The following is a 14,937-nucleotide window of genomic DNA, read 5'->3' on the forward strand; positions in this document are numbered from 1 at the left end:
CGGTAGTTCCAGCAGAGCTGGTTGATCCGGTACACGGGTCCGCCGTCCGACCGTTCGCGATCGCGTTCTGCCGCCGAGCGGCACCGTGATGCGCGCATGTCCCGGACGAGTCTGCTCGCAACCGATCCGCAAATCCTTGCGCGCCAAAGCGAAACGCCGGGCACAGCCGGCGCGTGCGAACGCAACCCAGGAATGGTGGCGGTCCCCACACATCCCGAAATCCGATCGGAGCTTCTCCATGTTCCCCATCAACCGAACCCGCCCCGCAGCCAACTTCCTGCGCGGCGCCGCGGCACTCGCCGCCGCTCCCCTTCTGCTGGTCGCCTGCTCCTCCACCGACAGCACACCCGCCCCGGCCCGCGCCGCCGACGCGGTCACCATCCAGAACCAGTGGATCAAAGCCGCGCACAGCGACATGTCCGCGGCATTCGGCGAACTGACCAACACCGGCGACAAGACGCTGACCGTAGTGTCCGCGACCAGTCCCGCCTCCGCGCGGGTGGAATTGCACGAGGTGGTCGCCGACGCGAGCGGCACCAAGACGATGCGTCCGAAGAAGGGCGGTTTCGTCATTCCGCCACGCGGGTCGCACGCGCTGGCGCCCGGCGCCGATCACATCATGTTCATGGGGTTGAACGGCCCGCTGCGCACCGGTTCCGAAACGCCGGTGACGCTGTCCTTCGACGACGGTTCGACCATGACGTTCACCGCGCAGGTGCGCGACTTCCCCGGTAACCAGGAGAACTACGTGCCCGACGGCGACCACCAGGCGGGCGCGCCCGCCCCGGCCCTCGCGCCCGGTGCCTGAACCGATCGGACCCCGAGGCTTCACCCGCAGGCGCCTCCTCGGTGGAGGCGCCGCCGCGGCGGGCGCCGTCGGCCTCGGGGCGGGGGCGATCGCACTCACCGGTCACGACACACACCGGGCCGCACCGGCGACCGAACCGTTCTACGGACCGCACCAGGCGGGCATCGCGACCGCACCGCCGACACACGTCGCGTTCGTCGGCTTCGATCTGCGTCCCGGGCTGGACCGCGACGACATCGCCGGCGTCCTGAAGATCTGGACCGGCGACGCCGCCCGCCTCACCCAGGGCACCCCCGCGCTGGCCGACACCGAACCGGAGCTGGCGGCGCGCCCGTCCCGGCTCACGGTGACGGTCGGATTGGGTCCCGCGGTGTTCACGGCCGCGGGTCTGGAGCAGCGCAGACCGGCCTGGCTGCGGCCGCTGCCGCCGTTCACCATCGACCGGTTGGAGCCGGGCTGGAGCGACGGCGATCTGCTGCTGCAGATCTGCGCCGAGGAGGCCACCGCGGTCGCGCACGCGGTGCGGGTGCTGTGCCGGAGCGTGACCTCGCTGATCACGGTGCGCTGGGTGCAGCGCGGGTTCCGCGACGCGGCGCCCGGTCAGACCCCGCGCAATCTGATGGGACAGGTCGACGGCACGGTCAACATCGCGGCGCCCGACCTCGACCGACTGGTCTGGGACGACGGCGCCGCCCAGCCCTGGCTCGCGGGCGGCACCTCGCTGGTGCTGCGCCGCATCGCCATGGCGTTGGACACCTGGGACGAAATCGACGCGGAGGGAAGGGAACTCACCGTCGGGCGCAAGCTCGGCAACGGTGCCCCGCTCACCGGAAGCCGGGAATTCGACGAACCCGACTTCGCGGCCGTCGACGCGCACGGCATTCCGGTGATCCCGCCCTCCTCGCATATCGCTCGCGCCCGCCACACCCACGACGGCGAGCGATTCCTGCGCCGCGGCTACAACTACGACGACGCCCCCGCGCCGGGACAGACCTCCAACTCGGGGCTGTTGTTCGCCGCGTACCAGCGCGACGTGGACGCCCAGTACCTGCCGGTGCAGCAGCGGCTGGCCGATTTCGACGCGCTGAACGTCTGGACCACGCCGATCGGGTCGTCGGTGTTCGTGATCCCGCCCGGGGTACCGGAACCCGGCGGATACCTCGGACAGACGCTGTTCGAGTCGTAAGGCGACCCGGGGCCCGCCGTTCCGCGGGCCCCGGGCACGCCCGAGCCGATCAGCTCCAGAGCACGGCCACGAGGACGTTCACAATGCCGAGACCGCCCGCCGCGTGCGTCATCCAGGGCACGTCCTTGCCCCGCTTGGCGTCGGCGCGCCCCATTTCGGCGAACGCGGCGACCAGCACGGAGATCACCAGCTTGACACCGATTTTCGTCATGTTCAGGTCTTTGCCCAGCGAATCGATCGCTTCGGCCATACCGACCAGCACGATCCCGGTGATGATCTGGGCCCGCGCACCCCACACCATCACTTCGTTGACCTTGGGCTGCCCGGCCGCATACCCGCCGATCACCGCGGCCATACCGAGCAGGTGGGTGACGACCACGATGTCGTAAACGAAATCCATAAAGCCACACGCTAGTTCATCCCGCTGCCGTCTACTACACAGTGTCGTGAATTAGCGGCCGTGTCGCCGGACCTCCCACCCCCACATCGGGCCACCCACGCCTGCACGGGAGGCGGCACCATGTCCGATGCCGCGTTGCCTCCGGTGGTTTCGCTCGAGGCCTCGGACCGGTCCACCGGCAGAATGCCCGACACCCAAACCCGCCAGCTGTATCGCCTCTACTGGAACAAGCTCCTCAAAACCGAGGGCTGGGCCGACCGACGAATCGACGAACCGACCAAAGCCGACTTCGAGCGACTGATCGAACACACCCGAGCTCACCGACAGATCCGCGGAAGCGACCGCGGCGGCCAGTCCGTGGCCGAGCACATGATCAGCGCACTACGCCGCCTCTACCGATACGCCGTCGACGCCGAACTGCTCGATCCCAGCCGCAACATCGCCCGCACCTTGGACAGGCCACGCCAGCATCCCTCGCGCCGACACGCAATCCCCAAACCGATCCTCGAGGCGATCAACAAATTCGCGGCCACGACCGGCCATGACCCCGGACTGGATGTCCTGCTGCTACGCCACGCCACCGAACGCGGCGCCACGTCCGTAAACCGATCGATTTTTCGACATCTCATTTGAGCCGGGACAACAGTCGGCACGGCGCAGCCTCGCACCATCGTGCCGCCGCGAATGCCTCGCTGTGGCTGACCTTAGGGCGCAACCGTTCTGGAGTCGTGAATGGCTTCACCATGGGACCATCTGTAGCGGCCCCGGAATCCTGAAGCTGGCCCCAGCCCCAAAGTAGGGCCGCCTGAAGCCATCCAGGTCCGTTTGTCCTGGGCGGTAGCCGGGTTGGCTATCTGTTCCGCTTCCGACTACGCCCGACTGCTCCGCGAACACGGGAACAGCTTCGGTGAAATCACGAGCAAGACCGGCATCCCGAAGACATCGCTGCACCGCTACCTCACGCCGGCGACCGAACAAGAACAGCGATCGCGGCGGCTACCTGGCTGAACAGGGCTTCATGTACCGGGTGACACGACCGTTAACGGCACTCCTATTAGGTCGATTCGGCCGCGCGGGTGCGGGTGGCGCTCGGTGTCTCGCCGGTGTGCCTACGGTAGATGCGCCGGAAGGCCGCCGGATCGGCGTAACCCACCGCGCCCGCGATCACGTCGACGGGTTCGCGCGTGGTCGTGAGTAGGGTGGCCGCCTGCCCGACCCGGAGGCGATGAACGTACTGGGTGGGTGAGACGCCGACGCGGTCGCGGATGCGGCGGGTCAGAGTGCGCGGAGAAACCGCTGCGACACTGGCCAATTCGTCCAGCGATAGTTGTCGGTGCAGATTGGCGTGCACGTGCTGTTGCACGGCGCGCAGCACCGGGTCGGTGGCCCGTAGATGCTCGAGCACCATGTAGCGCGACTGCGACATGCGGGCATCGAGCACCAGGTAGTGAGCCACCTGCTCGGCCAGTGCACCGCCGCCGAGGCGGGCGACCAGCGCCAGCAGCAGATCTGTGTGGGCGAAAGCCGCACCGGCGGTGAGTATTGCGCCGCTGTCGACCACCATGCGATCGGAGTGCACGGTGACGTCGGGGAAGCGGCGGGCCAACAGCGGCGCCAGCCACCAAGTAGTAGTGGCGGCCCGGCCCGACAGCAGCCCCGAGGCCGCGAGCACGAAGACAGCCGAGCAGGAGGCAGCTACCGTAGCGCCGGAATCAGCGGCACGCCGGATGATTTCGACGGCCTGCATGGTCTGGGGTCGGGTCAGCAGTTCCTCGACACGCGCTTCGCTGGACGCGGACGGCCCCGGCAGCACCAGAATATCGCCGGGTTCGAACTCCGCCGCGCCGAGCGGGGTTTCGGTATCGACGCTGATCAGCCGCCCACCGCTGGATCGGACCGGCAGCCCATCGAGTGATGCGACGCGCTGCCGCAGCCGCCCGCCCGTCGTGTCACCGGCGATCCCGGCTGCCGTGTCGACGATGTCGATACCGAGGCCGAGTGCACCTTCGAGCACACCATCCAGCGCGAGGTGGGTAATCATGTGGCGAGACTAGACCGAAGAGTGGCGATCTTGCCGATGGTGGTGTGCTGACCTGCTGCGGCAGGGTTTTGGGTGTGCAGCAATCTCTCCCGCAGAATTCTCTCGACGACGACCTCGCCGATTTCGCACCCCGGTCGATCACGCTCGACGGAATAGCCCGCACGGTGTACGTCAGCGGCAACGGACCGGCGGTCATCGTCATGGCGGAAATGCCCGGCATCAGTCCCGATGTGGCTCGCTTCGCCCGCTGGGTGCGCAACGCCGGGCTCACCGTCTACCTGCCGTCACTGTTCGGCCGCGACGGCGCCTATCCAGAGGCAGAGGCCGGCGTGGAAGTCTTCAAACGAACCTGTGTCAGCGCGGAATTCCGGGCCTTCGGCGCGGGCAAGTCCAGCCCGGTCGCGGTGTGGCTGCGTGCGCTGGCAGCCCTGGCCCATCGCGAATGCGGCGGTCTCGGCGTCGGCGCGCTGGGAATGTGCTTCACCGGGAATTTCGCGCTCACCATGATGCTCGAGCCCGCGATGCTGGCGCCGGTGCTGTGCCAGCCGTCGCTGCCACTGGATGAGCCTGGCGGACTCGAGATTTCGCCCGGTGAGCTCGCGGCCGTGCGGGAGCGACTCGATCGCGATGATCTCGTGGTGCGCGCCTATCGCTTCGAGGGCGACCGCTTCTGCACCGCGCAGCGCTTCGCCGCCTACGCCGCAGCGCTGGGTCCGCGTTTCGAGCCGCGAGTGCTGCCCGCCGACGCGGCGAATCCCTCTCCGCCGCCGTTTTTCTCGCAGATCGTCGGCTGCCCGCACAGTGTGGTCACCGCGCATCTGATCGATACGGCGGGGGAGCCGACCGCCGCGGCCCGCGACGAGATCCTCGCCTTTCTCGTGGACCGGCTGACTGCGGACGTCCCGTTGCAATGACATAGCGTCCACTGGCCCGGCAACAGTAGACGAATCACCCTGAGCGCGAAGCTACTTTGGGGCTGGGGCCAGCTTCAGGATTCCCGGGCCAAGACGCGCGGCCCGCCGCTGAAGAGGCTGCTCGGGAGTTCCCGCGAGTCCAGGAGGATTGGGACCAGGACCCGGAACAACTGCGCGAGCGGAAGTTCCGCTACGGATTGGACCACGTGCTCGACGGGCTGGAGGCGCGCCGCGACACCTGACCGCCACGCCCGACTCTGCCCGAGTGGGAATGGGTTGCCACCGCCGCTGCCCCGATCCGATACGGTTCACTGCGCAACAACCCTCGTGTTCGCTCCCGTCGAGAGGCGAAGTCTGTTGTCAGCGAAGCTGCTCTGGCGTTCCATATCGGTAGTGGCGGTGTCCGTGCTGGTGGCTGTGCCCGCCTACAGCCAGGCCGAGCCGGTTGACGAAACACACCCCATCGAATTGGACCGGTTCTATCGCCAGCGGCTCGAGTGGAAGCCCTGCGGTGTCGAGAATCTGGACAAGGCAGGTGGCGAGTGCGCGGATGTCCTGGTGCCGCTCGACTACAGCAAACCCACCGACCGCACGATGACCGTGGCGATTTCGCGGGTGCAGGCCGGGGACCCGGCGCGTCGGCGCGGCATTCTGCTGTCCAATCCGGGCGGCCCTGGTGGACAGGGCCTGGACAGTGTGGATCTGCTCGGTGACGTGCTGTCACCAGAGGTGTCGGCGAGCTACGACCTGATCGGCATGGATCCACGCGGAGTCGGCGAGTCCGGGCGGAGTCCGCGGTGCGGATGGCCGGTCGGCGAGATGGTTCGGTCCGCGGGGCTGGATCTGCTCGGTTTCGCCCACGACACCGTTCAGTCCGGGGTAATGGCCGCTACCTGCCTGATTCGTGATCCGATCACGCTGCGGCAGTTCACCACGCGCAATACCGCGCGGGACATCGATATCGTGCGAGCGGCCCTCGGCGAGCACACGATCAATTTCTACGGCTTGTCCTACGGCACCTACCTCGGCGCCGTGTTCACCCAGATGTTCCCCGAGCGCACTGATCGGATGGTGCTCGACAGCGCGATCGATCCGGATCGGTATTGGACGGGATTGGTCCAGGATTGGGGTCCGGCGGACGAGATTGCGCTGGACGACTGGGCCGCGTGGGCTGCCCTACGGGATGGCGAGTTCCGGCTCGGTGCGACTCCGCAGCAGGTGCGAGCCAAAATCGAGGAACTCGTACGGATCGTCGCACGTCAGCCGATCGTCATCGATGGATTCGCGATCAACGATCACTGGTTGCCGTTCATCCTGCACTCCCTGCTGACGAACTTCCGGCTCAACGAAGCGATGGCCACCACTGTGCGGGAGATCGCCGACGCGGCGGGCGGTCCGCCGACGACGTCGCGCTCACCCCGGCTGCGCGCGATCGTGCAGGCGCTGCGCGATGAGGAGAACTCGGCGCTGGCACAGATCGCCTGTGGCGATGTCGGCGCACCGGTCGATCCGACCTGGTACTGGCGCAACATCGAAGAGACCCGCGCTACGCAGCCGGTGTTCGGCGCGCTGGCGGGCAATATCCAGCCGTGCGCCTTCTGGCCGCGGCCGGTCGAACCTCCGACGGTGGTCCGAAACTCGGTTCCCGCGCTCATCGTGCAGGCGACCGGAGATCCACGGACCCCCTACGCCCACGGCGTCCGGCTGCATCAGTATTTGTCCGAGTCGCGGATGGTCACGCTGCAAGACGTCCGTATCCACATGACATTCCGGCCGGAACTGAGCGACTGTGTGAACAGTGCGATCAACATCTACTTCGGTGCGGGAACGCTCCCGGCCACCGATATCACCTGCTCCGCGAATCAGCCCGCCCCCTAGATGACTGATTCCAAGAAGTGTGGTGGTGCGCGGCGGTGCCGCGCACCACACCCGGGTGGTTGTTGTCAGCGACTGTCGCTGTGCCCGCTCGGCTGCGAGAGTCGGCTTGTCGTCGACGGCTCTAGCGTCACAGCAGCTCGAGGAATTCCGTCCCCGCCAGTTCGTCGCTCGAGGTGTCCTTGAGTGCGACGCCGGAGCGGCCGAGCTTGCGTGCCCCCGCCACCAGCGCGGCCGTGATGGCCGCAGCCCGGCGGTAACCGAGTCCTTCGGGCGGGTGGATGTTGGAGATGCAGTTGCGGTCGGCATCGGTGCGGCCCGGCCGCGGCAGGTGGGTGAGGTAGATGCCGAGGCTGTCGGCGACCGAGAGGCCGGGCCGCTCGCCGATCAGCATGATCAGGGTGCGCACGCCGAGGGCCGCGCCGATGTGGTCGCCCAGCGCGACCCGTGCCTGCACGGCCAGCACCGGGGGGGCGAGGCTGTAGTGCGGCCGCAATTCCTCGGCCAGGGCCTGCAGCAGGCCTTGGCCGTGTTCGTCGAGTGCGCGCGGGGAAAGGCCATCGGCCATGACGATGCCGACATCGGCGCCGCTACGGGACAGCGATGACAGGTCGGCCGGGGTGCGGCCCAGATCGGGTCGGCGCAGATATTCGCCGCGGTCGCTCGCGTTGCTGCGCACGACGGCGGGGGCGCCGAGTCCGAGTCCGGTGATTCGCTCGGCGAACGAGGCGACGTCGAACGGCAGGTGCACGGCGTCGCGGGCGGCAGCGTGCGCGGCGCTGAACTCCAGCACCCGCTCGGTGGGCAAGGCGTTACCGGTGCGACCCAGCCCGATCCTGGCCTGGGTGGTGCGATGCAACGGAGCCCACACGTCCCGGGGGGAGTCGGCGGCTTTGTCGATCTCCAATGGAAACCTCCTGGTCAGCGAGCGGTGAGGGCGAGTAGCGGCGAGGCGGCCGCATCGACCGGCAGAATGCGGCCCGAGTCGTCGGCCATCCCGAGCCCGTGCAACCAGGTCTCGAACTCGGGCGCGGCCCGCAGCCCCAGCACCTGGCGCACGTACAGCGCGTCATGGAAGGACAAGCTCTGGTAGCCGAGCATGACGTCGTCGGCGCCGGGAACCGCGATGACGAACGCACACCCCGCCGTGCCCAACAGGGTGAGCAGAGTGTCCATATCGTCCTGATCGGCCTCAGCGTGATTGGTGTAGCAGACATCCACACCCATCGGCAGGCCGAGCAACTTTCCACAGAAGTGGTCCTCGAGCCCGGCCCGGATGATCTGCTTGCCGTCGTAGAGGTACTCAGGGCCGATGAACCCGACGACGGTATTCACCAGCAGCGGGTCGAGCGCGCGGGCCACCGCGTAGGCCCGCGCCTCCAGCGTCTGCTGATCCACCGGCAGCCCGCCGGTGCCCAGGTGGGCACCGGCCGACAGCGCCGACCCTTGACCGGTTTCCAGATACATCACGTTGTCACCGACCGTGCCCCGGCCCAGCGACCTGGCCGCCTCGTTCGCCTCGGCCAGCATCGGCAGGGTGACACCGAAGCTCGCGTTGGCCCCCTCGGTGCCGGCGATCGACTGGAACATCAGATCGACCGGGACGTTCTTGTCGATCAATTCCATCGTCGTCGTCACGTGCGAGAGCACGCAGGACTGCATCGGGATGTCGAAGCGGGTGCGGATGTCGTCGAGCAGATACAGCAGATCCGCTGTCGCCCTTGGCGAATCGGTGGCGGGATTGATGCCGATGACCGCGTCGCCGCAGCCCATGAGCAGCCCGTCGAGGGTCGCGGCGGCGATGCCGCGCGGGTCGTCGGTGGGATGGTTGGGTTGCAGGCGGGTGGCTATGCGGCCGGGCAGGCCGATGGTCGTGCGGAACGCCGAGGTCACCGTCGTCGCCCTGGCGACCGCGATCAGATCCTGGTTGCGCATGATCTTCGAGACGGCCGCCACCATCTCCGGCGTCAGACCCGCGGCGATTCCCGAGAGGGTGGCCGCGGCGTCGGGGGCCGCCGCGGTGGCCAGTAGCCAGTCGCGCAAGCCGCCGACGGTGAGATGCGCGATCGGTGCGAAGGCCGCCCGGTCGTGGCCGTCGACGATCAGCCGGGTCACCGCGTCGGTCTCGTACGGCACCACCTGTTCGTCGAGAAACACGCTCAGCGACAGGTCGGCCAGCACCCAGGAGGCGGCGGCGCGTTCGGCGTCGGACTCTGCCGCGCAGCCGGCGAGCTGGTCGCCGGAGCGCAGCGGTGTCGCCTTGGCCATCACCTCCACGAGCGACCCGAAACTGTAGTTCCGGCCGGAGACGCTCTGGTGGTAGGTCATTCGAGTTCCTCCTCGGCGCGGGCCAGCACCGCGAACTCCTCGTCGGGCGAGTTGGCGACCAGCCGGTGGCGGCTGAAGAGACCGAAGTAGGCCAGGAAGGCGGCGAACACCGCCAGGCAGCACAGTGCGGCCGTGGTGTCGACCAGGAAGGTGGCGACCACCGCGAACGCGGCGACGACCAGGGCGAAACCGGTGGTGACGATGCCGCCCGGGGTGCGGTAGGGCCGCGGCATCTCCGGCTCGCGGCGGCGCAGCACGATATGGCTGGCCATCATCAACACATAGCTGAGCGCAGCGCCGAACACGGCCATGTTCAGCAGCATGGCGCCGCGGCCGGTGAAGGTGAGCCCGAAACCGATCACGCCGGGCACGATCAGCGCGAGAACCGGAGCCTTACGAGAGTTGGTGACCGACAGCGACGTCGGCAGGTATCCGGCCCGCGAGAGTGCGAACAGCTGGCGGGAGTAGGCGTAGATGATGGAGAAGAAGCTGGCGATCAGACCGGCCAGGCCGATGTAGTTGACCATGGTGGCCGCCCCGCTGTCGCCGAGGGCCTCGACCAGCGGGTTGCCCGAGGACTGCATGGCCTCGGCCCCGCCCGCGCCGGTCGTGAGCACCAGCACGAGCGCGCAGGCCACGAGCAGCACGCCCATCGCCGCGACGATGCCGCGCGGGACATTGCGTTCGGGATCCTTCGTTTCCTCCGCCGCCAGCGGCACGCCCTCCACCGCGAGGAAGAACCAGATCGCGAACGGGATCGCCGCCCAAATGCCGAGGTAGCCATGCGGAAGCACGCTCGAGGCGCCCGCGGCGTCGGAGACCGGGATGTTCGTCAGGTTGGCCAGATCGAACTTGCCGATCGCGGCGACGACGAACACGACCAGGCCGACCAGCGCGACCGCCGTGATCACGAACATCACCTTCAACGCCTCACCGACACCGCTGAGGTGGATGCCGATGAACACCGTGTAGACCACCAGATACACCCACCAGCCGTCCTGGATGCCGAACAGCCCGAGCGACTCCACATAGGCGCCGATGAACGTGGCGATCGCGGCGGGCGCGATGGCGTATTCGATGAGAATGGCGCTGCCGGTGGCGAATCCGCCCCACGGGCCGAGTGCGCGCCGCGCGAAGGTGTACCCGCCGCCGGCGGCGGGCAGCGCCGAGCTCATTTCGGCCATGCCGAGCACCATCGCCAGATACATGGCGGCGATGATCACCGTGGCGATGGCCAGGCCGCCGAAGCCGCCTTGTTCCAGCCCGAAGTTCCAGCCGGAATAGTCGCCGGAGATCACATAACTCACGCCGAGCCCGGCCAGCAGCATCCAGCCGGCACTGCCACGCTTCAGCTGGCGTCTAGCCAGGTAGTCGCTGGTTTCCTCGTGAGGATTACTCCCTTGATTCCGGGATTTGTCGGCGTCGAGAACGGACATCTGCGGCTCCATACGGACATCGGAAATTCGGCCGTGAGCAGGGACCGCGGGATTCGACCCGGGAAATGGGTTGCTCACGTCGGCAAAAGGTACTGAGCGGATATGACGGGCTGCGAACGCTTGTCTAATCTCTCGCGAGAAATCGAGCGCCGGAAATTCCCACCTGGCGTAACACGCCGGAAACAACTATCGAGTGCGCTTGTGATAATCGTCGATGCGGCGCGACCGGCGGCGTCGTCCGAAGAGAACGGAGCACTATGCCCGACGCGCAGCAGCGGCAGCTGATCACCGAGCAGTCACCGGTCCGCGGTCTGGACCGGCGACGGTTGCCTTTCGCGCCCGTGCTGGCTCAGTCGGTGGCCGCCGTCGCGCCCGCCGGTACCGCGGGAGTGACGCCTGCGCTCGTGCTCGCGACGGCAGGAGGCGGCGGAGCGCTGATCGCGTTCGTGTGCGCCGCGGTCCTCACGGTGCTCGTCTCGGCATGCATCCGGCCGATGGCGCAGCGGATGGCGTCGGTGGGCGGGCTCTATACCTACGTCGCGCGGGGGCTCGGGCCGAAAGCTGCGGTGCCAACGGGATGGTCGGCGATCGTCGGCTACGGGGCGGTGTCCATCGCCGGGCTCATCGCCGTCGGCGCCTACCTCGCGCATGTGGCGGCAAGCGTGGGCCTCGCTCGCGAGGTATCCGCCGTGACGGTGGGTGCGGTCGCGGTGGTGGCGGCGCTGGCCGTGGGCCTGGTCCTCATCCGGGGCATCCGGATGTCGGCGTGGACGACCCTCGGGGTGGAGTGCGTGTCGATCGTGATCATCGCCGCGGTGCTGCTGGTACTGATGACGACCCATCGCACCGACGCCCCGGCGACTTCGGCGTTCACCTTCGACGGCGACCTGCAACTCCTGGCCGTCGGCGTGGTCGTCGCGGTGAGCGCGTTCGTCGGTTTCGAAAGCTCCACGACGCTCAGCGGGGAAGCACAGCAACCATTTCGCTCGATCCCCCGCGCGGTCACCTCGACGCCGAGGCTGTCGGCAGCGATCTACCTCACCGCTGTGCCGATCCTGGCGATCGCGCTACGGCACGCGCCGCCGTCGGTACGCGACAGCTCCACGCCGCTGGTCGAACTGCTCGTCTCCGACGGCTCCCGCGTGCTGGCCGCGTTCCTGGATCTCGGCATCGCCGCATCCTTCTTCGCCTGCACGCTTGCCTCGATGAACGCGCTGGTGCGGGTGCTGTTCTGCATGGGCCGCGAAGGGGTCGCACCGCGCACCTTCGGTCACGTGCACCCACGCTTCCGCACACCCTCGCACGCGGCGCTCGCCGCGCTCGCGGTGGTGGCGGTGGTGCCTGTGGTGGTGCTGGCCGTGGGGGCGACGCCGGAGGACGGGCTACGCGCGTTCCTCACCCTCAGCGCGTGCGGGTATCTCGGCAGCTATTTCGCCGTGTGCGTATCGGCGCCGGTCTTGTTGCGGCGCATCGGGGAAGGCAGCGCGCGAATATGGGTGCTCGGCGCGCTCACCTCGGCGCTGCTGCTGTTCCTCGCCGGCAATGCGGCGATCTCGACGGTGCGCGACGGCAACAGGGTGATCCTGGTGTACGGCCTCATCATGGCGGCGGCGGCCCTCTACACCGGCTACCTGGCGGTCCTCCGACCCCGGCGGCTGGCCGCGGTCGGCATCTACGACGAGACGCAGCGCTCCGATCTGGCGCAGGTGGCCGCGTTCCGATGAGCCCCTTGCGTGACCCCACCCGGCACCACCCGAGCACCGTCTCCAACTCGCTGCTCATCCTCGAAACGGTCGCCACCCTCGGACTCGGCGTGACGGCCAAGGAGATCGCCGCCGCCCTGCACATGCCCGCGGCCACCGCCTACCGGCTGCTCAACGCCCTGGTGGCCGAGGAGTACCTGGTGCGCACGTCCGATCTGCGCGGCTTCGGCCTCGGCGCGCGGCTCGACGGACTGATCACCGCCGCCGCCTGCCCGAGCATGCCGTTCGCGGCCCGCTCGGCAATCGAAGCGCTCCGCGCGACCGTGCGTTTCGGCGTGCATGTGATCGGGTTCCGCGGGACCACCCTGCATATCATCGACGCCGACCCCGACCATCCGGTGCGGGCCGAGCGTGAACTCGTCCGGCACCCGCACGCCTCCGCGGCAGGCAAACTGCTTCTCGCCCACAACCCCGGCGCGCTCGAAGCGCTGCCCGCCCGGCTCCCCCGCCTCACGCCCGCAACCGTGGTCAGCCACCCGGCCCTCCACGTCCAGTTGGAGGTGGTGCGCCGCGATGGTGTCGCCACCCAGACCGACGAGCTCCAGGCCGAACTGAGCTGCGTCGCACTGCCGATCAGCGATGCGGAGGGTGTGGTGCGCGGCGCTCTGTGCCTGGCGGGGCCGTCCAACCGCACCCCAGCGATCCTGGCGCATGTGGATGCGGCTGCACTGTGCGCGAAAGCGCTTGGGCCGCTGCTGTACTGACCGCTGACGCGATCGTGCCGACTGCTTGTAGAGGCTGCGGGCACGCTCGCGCGAGCCACGATCAGTCCACCGGCTCGGCTTCGATCTGGAACACCGGGTAATCCGAGGCGATCCGCTCGTAGTCGGCGAGTGGAGCATTCGGGCCGGCCGGGATGTGCGGGCGGGCTCCGGGTGCCACGCGCAGGTACTGCCGCAGAATAGGGGCCCGTCGACCAGGCTCGACCTCCGCCAGGTGGACCGTCTCCCTGCCGCCGTGACACAGCACGGCATGGCCGTCGGCGGCGGCCACGTTGCGCACCCAGTTCGCATCCCTCCCCAGCATGGACACCACATACCGTCCGCCGTCGAATTCCGCGAGCACCACCGGGAACCAGATCACTCGCCCGCTGCGCCGCCCGCGGACGCCCAGCGCCGCGACCCACCGAGGCGCGATACCCGCCGCGAAAAGCCATGCCGAAAACCGATTCTGAATCCGAGCGAACAGATTCGGCCGACCGTGGCGATACAGCCAGCGTAGGTAGTTGTCGTATCCCCGCATGATGTACTCCTCGGACGCGGTGGGTGGTAATTGCAGGATTCAGTGCTGTAGCTACGACGGTGCCCCGGGCGCCGTGCGGCGCGACAGGGTCCGACGTCCCGAATGAAGGCCGAAGGTCACCGCACAATCGAGGACTGTCGCAACGACCAGACCTCCGCTATCCCGATCGCACTCGGTACGGGCGGAGCCGCACTTCCATCCGCGGGACCAAGGGCCCTGCCCGGCGGGCGGAAGGCCCGTATCCGCCGGTTCCCGCACCGAGAAGACTCGAAATATGACCGCGCACAACGATGCATCTGCCGTTTCGGTACCTGATCACCCGACAATGCTGGCGGCGCTGCGGCTGGCCGCCCGCGCGCCGTCGGTGCACAACACCCAGCCGTGGCGCTGGGTGTTCGACGGCACGCGCCTGCACCTGTACACCGATGCCGATCGGCTGCTGTCCTCAACCGATCCCCTCGGCCGCCAGCTGGTGATCAGCTGCGGCGCCATGCTGCACCACGTGCGGACCGTCTTCGCCGACAGAGGCTGGCACACCGACATTCGCCCGGGTCGGTGTCGGACGCGTCTTTCCCTCCGCCCCGCATTCGATGCGCCGTGCGCAGCTCGAGGACCACGCGCGGTTGGTGGTGCTCAGCACCGACGGCGACTCGGTCACGCGCTGGCTGCATACCGGCGAGGCCCTGTCGGCCGTGCTGCTGGAATGCACCGCAGCGGGGTTGGCGACCTGCGCGCTGACCCATATCACCGAACTCCCGACAGGCCGGAAACTGCTCACCAGCCTGATCCCCCACCCGGCAACGCCCCAGGTGGTGATCCGTATCGGGACCGCGCCCGACGACGGCGACATGATTCCACCCACTCTCCGCCGACCACTAACGGACATCTACACCCGCGTCGGCTCCCACTGACCGCGACTCCCGACACGCCCCGAAGTCCAATTC

At 68.3% G+C, this 14,937-nt stretch carries 14 protein-coding genes; 8 read left to right on the forward strand and 6 right to left on the reverse strand.

The genetic code is table 11. The features are described 5' to 3' along the window. Nucleotides 1-238 precede the first annotated feature (238 nt). Nucleotides 239-808: a copper chaperone PCu(A)C gene (locus tag NL1_RS04070; RefSeq protein ID WP_067834446.1), complete on the forward strand. Its 570-nt coding sequence runs from the start codon at nucleotides 239-241 to the stop codon at nucleotides 806-808. Further along, nucleotides 801-1,994: a Dyp-type peroxidase gene (locus NL1_RS04075; RefSeq protein WP_245673082.1), complete on the forward strand. Its 1,194-nt coding sequence runs from the start codon at nucleotides 801-803 to the stop codon at nucleotides 1,992-1,994. Before NL1_RS04070 ends, NL1_RS04075 begins: the two co-directional genes overlap by 8 nt. 49 nt (nucleotides 1,995-2,043) lie before the next feature. On the opposite strand, the gene NL1_RS04080 is transcribed toward NL1_RS04075, so the two are convergent. Continuing rightward, complete coding sequence (locus NL1_RS04080) at nucleotides 2,044-2,394, reverse strand: hypothetical protein (protein WP_067834448.1); 351 nt, start codon at nucleotides 2,392-2,394, stop codon at nucleotides 2,044-2,046. 120 nt (nucleotides 2,395-2,514) lie between these two features. On the opposite strand from NL1_RS04080, the gene NL1_RS04085 reads away from it, so the two are divergent. Further along, nucleotides 2,515-3,027, forward strand: coding sequence for a hypothetical protein (locus NL1_RS04085; protein WP_067834450.1), 513 nt, complete (start codon nucleotides 2,515-2,517; stop codon nucleotides 3,025-3,027). Between the two features lie 421 nt (nucleotides 3,028-3,448). On the opposite strand, the gene NL1_RS04090 is transcribed toward NL1_RS04085, so the two are convergent. Further along, entirely contained in the window at nucleotides 3,449-4,435 is a 987-nt protein-coding gene (locus NL1_RS04090) for a GlxA family transcriptional regulator (RefSeq protein WP_067834452.1), read from the reverse strand. A 74-nt stretch (nucleotides 4,436-4,509) separates the two neighbouring features. Here NL1_RS04090 and NL1_RS04095 point away from each other — a divergent pair, with 74 nt between their 5' ends. Both NL1_RS04095 and NL1_RS04100 read left to right on the forward strand, forming a co-directional pair. Continuing rightward, a complete protein-coding gene (locus NL1_RS04095) occupies nucleotides 4,510-5,349 on the forward strand; it encodes a dienelactone hydrolase family protein (RefSeq protein ID WP_067834500.1) in 840 nt (279 codons plus the stop codon). 393 nt (nucleotides 5,350-5,742) lie between these two features. After that, on the forward strand, nucleotides 5,743-7,227 hold the full coding sequence (locus NL1_RS04100; RefSeq protein ID WP_156094648.1) for an alpha/beta hydrolase: 1,485 nt from the start codon (nucleotides 5,743-5,745) through the stop codon (nucleotides 7,225-7,227). A gap of 127 nt (nucleotides 7,228-7,354) precedes the next feature. Here the strand turns inward: NL1_RS04100 and eutC are convergent, their stop codons facing one another. Genes eutC through eat form a run of 3 tightly spaced genes read right to left on the reverse strand, consistent with a single transcriptional unit; the run spans nucleotide 7,355 to nucleotide 10,988 of the window. Next, the gene (eutC, locus tag NL1_RS04105) at nucleotides 7,355-8,131 is read right to left on the reverse strand and encodes an ethanolamine ammonia-lyase subunit EutC (protein ID WP_067834457.1); all 777 of its coding nucleotides are present in this window, start codon (nucleotides 8,129-8,131) and stop codon (nucleotides 7,355-7,357) included. 14 nt (nucleotides 8,132-8,145) lie between these two features. Then, nucleotides 8,146-9,552, reverse strand: a complete 1,407-nt coding sequence (locus tag NL1_RS04110; protein WP_067834459.1) for an ethanolamine ammonia-lyase subunit EutB — start codon at nucleotides 9,550-9,552, stop codon at nucleotides 8,146-8,148. Next, nucleotides 9,549-10,988 carry an ethanolamine permease gene (eat, locus tag NL1_RS04115; protein WP_067834501.1) on the reverse strand — a complete coding sequence of 480 codons (1,440 nt, stop codon included), beginning with the start codon at nucleotides 10,986-10,988 and terminating at the stop codon, nucleotides 9,549-9,551. Before eat ends, NL1_RS04110 begins: the two co-directional genes overlap by 4 nt. A 257-nt stretch (nucleotides 10,989-11,245) precedes the next feature. Here eat and NL1_RS04120 point away from each other — a divergent pair, with 257 nt between their 5' ends. After that, the gene (locus tag NL1_RS04120; protein WP_067834461.1) at nucleotides 11,246-12,712 is read left to right on the forward strand and encodes an APC family permease; all 1,467 of its coding nucleotides are present in this window, start codon (nucleotides 11,246-11,248) and stop codon (nucleotides 12,710-12,712) included. Beyond that, the gene (locus tag NL1_RS04125; RefSeq protein WP_067834463.1) at nucleotides 12,709-13,455 is read left to right on the forward strand and encodes an IclR family transcriptional regulator; all 747 of its coding nucleotides are present in this window, start codon (nucleotides 12,709-12,711) and stop codon (nucleotides 13,453-13,455) included. The genes NL1_RS04120 and NL1_RS04125 overlap by 4 nt, the downstream gene beginning before the upstream one ends. Before the next feature lie 61 nt (nucleotides 13,456-13,516). Here NL1_RS04125 and NL1_RS04130 read toward each other — a convergent pair whose 3' ends face one another. Further along, nucleotides 13,517-13,993 carry a PNPOx family protein gene (locus tag NL1_RS04130; RefSeq protein WP_067834464.1) on the reverse strand — a complete coding sequence of 159 codons (477 nt, stop codon included), beginning with the start codon at nucleotides 13,991-13,993 and terminating at the stop codon, nucleotides 13,517-13,519. A 590-nt stretch (nucleotides 13,994-14,583) separates the two neighbouring features. On the opposite strand from NL1_RS04130, the gene NL1_RS40000 reads away from it, so the two are divergent. Then, nucleotides 14,584-14,904 (forward strand): hypothetical protein, encoded by a 321-nt coding sequence (locus tag NL1_RS40000; protein ID WP_307621865.1) that lies wholly within the window; start codon nucleotides 14,584-14,586, stop codon nucleotides 14,902-14,904. Nucleotides 14,905-14,937: the final 33 nt, after the last annotated feature.

This window comes from Nocardia lijiangensis NBRC 108240 (assembly GCF_001613045.1).
GTDB lineage: Bacteria > Actinomycetota > Actinomycetes > Mycobacteriales > Mycobacteriaceae > Nocardia > Nocardia lijiangensis.